Origin of the sequence: Streptomyces sp. FH025, from assembly GCF_017427025.1 — a bacterium.
In the GTDB taxonomy this organism is placed as follows: domain Bacteria; phylum Actinomycetota; class Actinomycetes; order Streptomycetales; family Streptomycetaceae; genus Kitasatospora.
The window spans coordinates 1-3666 of record NZ_JAFLNG010000736.1 but is presented as its reverse complement, the minus strand read 5'-3'; the positions used below and the strand labels follow the sequence as shown (position 1 = coordinate 3666).

Genomic DNA, 3666 nt, shown 5'->3' with positions numbered 1-3666 from the left:
AGCAGCAGACCCGGGACGCCCTGGTCCAGGCCGCCCACGTGCTCTTCCTCGGCCAGGGCTTCGCCCGGACCACCGTCGACGAGATCGCCTCCGCGGTGGACGTCTCCCAGCGCACCTTCTTCCGCTACTTCGCCAACAAGGACGAGGTCGCGCTCGCCGTCCTGGCCGACGCCGAGGACTACTTCATCGAGTGCCTGCGCAACCGCCCGGCCGAGGAGCCCCCGCTCCAGGCCCTGCGCGCCTCGATCGTCAAGTCCTGGCGCGACCTCGGGAACGCCGAGACCTCCGGCCCAGGATCGATCAACAGCGCCCTCGAACTCCTGCGGATGATCGAGGACTCGCCCCCGCTCATCGCCGCCCACCTGCGCCGGGTCACCGAGCAGGAGCGGCTGGTCGGGCAGGTGCTCGCCGAGCGCGAGGGGCTGGACCCGGCCCGGGACCTGCGCCCGACCGTGCTCGCCGCCGTCTTCGGCAGCCTGATCCGCTCCGCCCACCTGTCCTGGACCGCCGAGCAGCAGCCGGCCGGCCCGGAGGGCATGGTCGCCGTGATCGAGCGCCACTTCGACCACCTCGGCCCGGCCCTGGCCGGCCACTGGCGCGACCCGGCGCAGGACCGCGACCCCGCACAGGACCAGGCGCAGGACGAGGCGTAGGACCGGACGTCATACCGGGGTATCACCCGCTACCCCGGTAGCCCCCCGCGATCTCGCGCTCCGGTCCGACGACCGGAGCGGGCCCGCCCTCCTAGGCTGGCCCGCGATGAAGACGCCCACCACAGCCGACGCCCGCCGGTACGCCGGCCGCCACCTGCGCACCCTGTGGCACCACCTGACCACCCCCAGCGGCGACCACACCCCCCTGCTCGGGAACTCCCGCCGGCCCTGGGCCCGGCGGCTGCCGTACGTCGTCGCGCTGATCCTCCAGACCTCGCTGATCCCCGCCGGGATCGCCACCCTGGTCGGCTTCTACGACCTGGTGCTCCCGGTGGCCGGCGCGCTCACCATCGCCCAGACCACACCGCTGTTCCTCGCCATCACCCGGCCGCTGGCCGCCTGGTGGATCAGCGCCGCCACCCTGGTCACCACCGCCGCCATCACCGCCCGCCACCACCAGGTGATGGGCAGCTGGCCGTGGACCGCGCCGATGATCATCTCGTACGTGTTCCTGCTGCTCGCCCTCGCGCTGCGGGAGAGCCGGGCCACCCTCGTCTCGGTCTGGGTCACCACCGTCCTGCTCACCGCGCTCACCACCACCCTCGGCCTGCCCCGGGCCGGCGACGGCACCACCGTGCTGCTGATCGCGCTCAGCGGCGCCGTGCTGCTGCTCGGCTGGGCCGTCCGGGACCGCGCCGAGGCCCGCCGGCTGCTCACCGAGCAGGAGCACATCAGCGAGGTCGAACGCGAGCGGCGCACCCTGCTGGAGGAACGCGCCCGGATCGCCCGCGAGTTGCACGACGTGGTCGCCCACCACATGTCGGTGATCGCCGTGCAGGCCGCCAGCGCGCCGTACCGGATCGGCGACGTCCCGGCCGACGCCGCCGAGGAGTTCACCGCGATCGCCGGCACCGCGCGCGAGTCGCTGGCCGAGATGCGGCGGCTGCTCGGGGTACTGCGCAGCGAGGAGTCCGGCGGGGAGAAGGCCCCGCAGCCCGGAGTGGGCCAACTCGCCCAGCTGGTCGAGACGGTGGGGCGGGCCGGGGTGCCCGCCGAGCTGGCCGTGGGCGACGGGCTGGCCGAGCGGGTGCCGCAGGCCGTCAGCCTCTCGGTGTACCGGATCGTGCAGGAGGCGCTGGCCAACGTCGTCCGGCACGCCCCCGGCGCGCGCACCTGGGTGTCGCTCTCGGCGGACGGCCTCCAGCTGCGGCTGACCGTGGTCAACGCGCCCCCGCCGGAGCGCACCGAGTCGCTGGAGGCCTCGGCCGAGGGCACCGGGCAGGGCCTGGTCGGAATGCGGGAACGCGTACGGCTGGTCGATGGCAGGCTGGACACCGGCCCGCTGCCGGACGGCGGCTTCAAGGTGGCCGCCGTCCTGCCGCTCGACGACCTCGACAGCCCTGACACCCCTCGGGAGACACCCGCATGACCATCCGCGTGATCATCGTCGACGACCAGGGCATGGTGCGGGCCGGCTTCGCCGCCCTGCTCAACGCGCAGAGCGACATCGACGTGGTGGGGGACGCGGCGGACGGCGCCCAGGCCCTGGAGGTCACCGGCCGCACCCACCCGGACGTCGTGCTGATGGACGTCCGGATGCCCGTCATGGACGGCCTGGAGGCGGCCCGGAGGCTGCTCGACCCCGCCGTGCCCGGCGCGCACCGGCCCAAGGTGCTGATGCTGACCACCTTCGACGTGGACGACTACGTGTACGAGGCGCTGCGCGCCGGGGCCAGCGGCTTCCTGCTCAAGGACGCCCCGCCGGCCGACCTGATAGCCGCGGTCCGGGTGGTCGCGGCCGGCGAGGCGCTGCTCGCCCCCTCGGTGACCCGGCGGTTGATCGAGGACTTCGCCCGCACCCGCCCGGCCCGGCGCCGCGACCCCAAGGTGCGGCTCAACGGCCTGACCCCGCGCGAGACCGAGGTCCTGGAGCTGATCGCCCGCGGCCTGTCCAACCAGGAGATCGCCGCGAAGCTGGTGCTCGCCGAACAGACCGTCAAGACCCACATCGGACGCATCCTCGCCAAGCTCGACCTGCGCGACCGCGCCCAGGCCGTGGTGCTGGCCTACGAGTCCGGCCTGGTGACGCCGGGTCAGTGAGTGATACCCGGGTAGCGCCCGGGAGTTGGCCCCGCGGTGTGACGTCCGCGGGGCCGTCGCGTTCCTACCTTCCTCTCCGTCGAAAGCCGAACGGACGAGGGAGAGCGGGGACATGCGCAGGTTCCGGACCAGGAGGGCGATCGCCGCCACCGCCGTGGCACTGGCGGCGGTGCTCGGCGCGGGCGGCTGGACCGCCGACACCCAGACCGCCGTCACCGGGCCGCCGCCCGGCAGCGCCGCCTGGACCGCCGACGACACCCTCGGCCTGCGGCCGCCCGACCCGGCCACCGCGAGCCCGGCCGAAGTCGCCGCCTTCTTCGCCGGGTTGACGCCGGAGCGGCAGGACGCCCTGGCCGCCCGGCACCCGCTGGTGGTCGGCAACCTGGACGGCGCGCCGGTCCGGCTCCGGTACCGCGCCAACGCCCTGGCCCTCGCCGCCGAGCGCGCCCGGGAACTCGCCCGGGCCACCGACCCGGCGCTCACCCCGCAGGACCACGAAGCCGCCCGCACCCGGGCCGAGCGCTACCGCACCCTGCTGGACGGCGGCCGGCAGGTGCTCGCCTTCGACCCGCGCGGCCGCGGCCAGGTCGCCGAGGTCCACGGCGACCTCACCACCGCCCGCCGCACCGCCGTGATCGTCCCCGGCTCGGACATCGACCTCCAGAGCTTCGACCGCGCCACCGACCCGTACGGCACCCCGTCCGGCATGGCCCGCGCGCTGCGGCAGGCCACCGAGGAGCTGGCCACCGACTCGCGGACCGCCGTGATCGCCTGGGCCGGCTACACCACCCCGGTCGGCCTCGGCCTGGACGCCGCCACCGAGGACCTCGCCCGGGCCGGTGCCACCCGCCTCACCCGCCTGCTCGACGGACTCGCTGTCAGCACCACCCCGCAGGCCCCGCCCACGGTGTTC

General features: G+C 75.0%; 4 protein-coding genes. All 4 read left to right on the top strand.

Annotated elements, in window-relative coordinates; genetic code table 11:
• Window positions 1–653: TetR/AcrR family transcriptional regulator (locus tag J0670_RS32985; protein WP_207815823.1), on the top strand; the 653-nt coding region annotated here is incomplete at its 5' end.
• Window positions 654–759: 106 nt separating this feature from the next.
• Window positions 760–2082, top strand: a complete 1323-nt coding sequence (locus J0670_RS32980) for a sensor histidine kinase (RefSeq protein ID WP_207815822.1) — start codon at window positions 760–762, stop codon at window positions 2080–2082.
• Entirely contained in the window at window positions 2079–2753 is a 675-nt protein-coding gene (locus J0670_RS32975; RefSeq protein ID WP_207815821.1) for a response regulator transcription factor, read from the top strand. Before J0670_RS32980 ends, J0670_RS32975 begins: the two co-directional genes overlap by 4 nt.
• A 112-nt stretch (window positions 2754–2865) precedes the next feature.
• The coding region (locus J0670_RS32970) for an alpha/beta hydrolase (protein ID WP_207815820.1) at window positions 2866–3666 on the top strand (801 nt) is incomplete at its 3' end.

Excerpts from the sequence above, each read along its gene's own strand:
- J0670_RS32980 (WP_207815822.1), top strand. The coding sequence starts at position 760 with ATGAAGACGCCCACCACAGCCGACGCCCGCCGGTACGCCGGCCGCCAC.
- J0670_RS32975 (WP_207815821.1), top strand. The coding sequence starts at position 2,079 with ATGACCATCCGCGTGATCATCGTCGACGACCAGGGCATGGTGCGGGCC.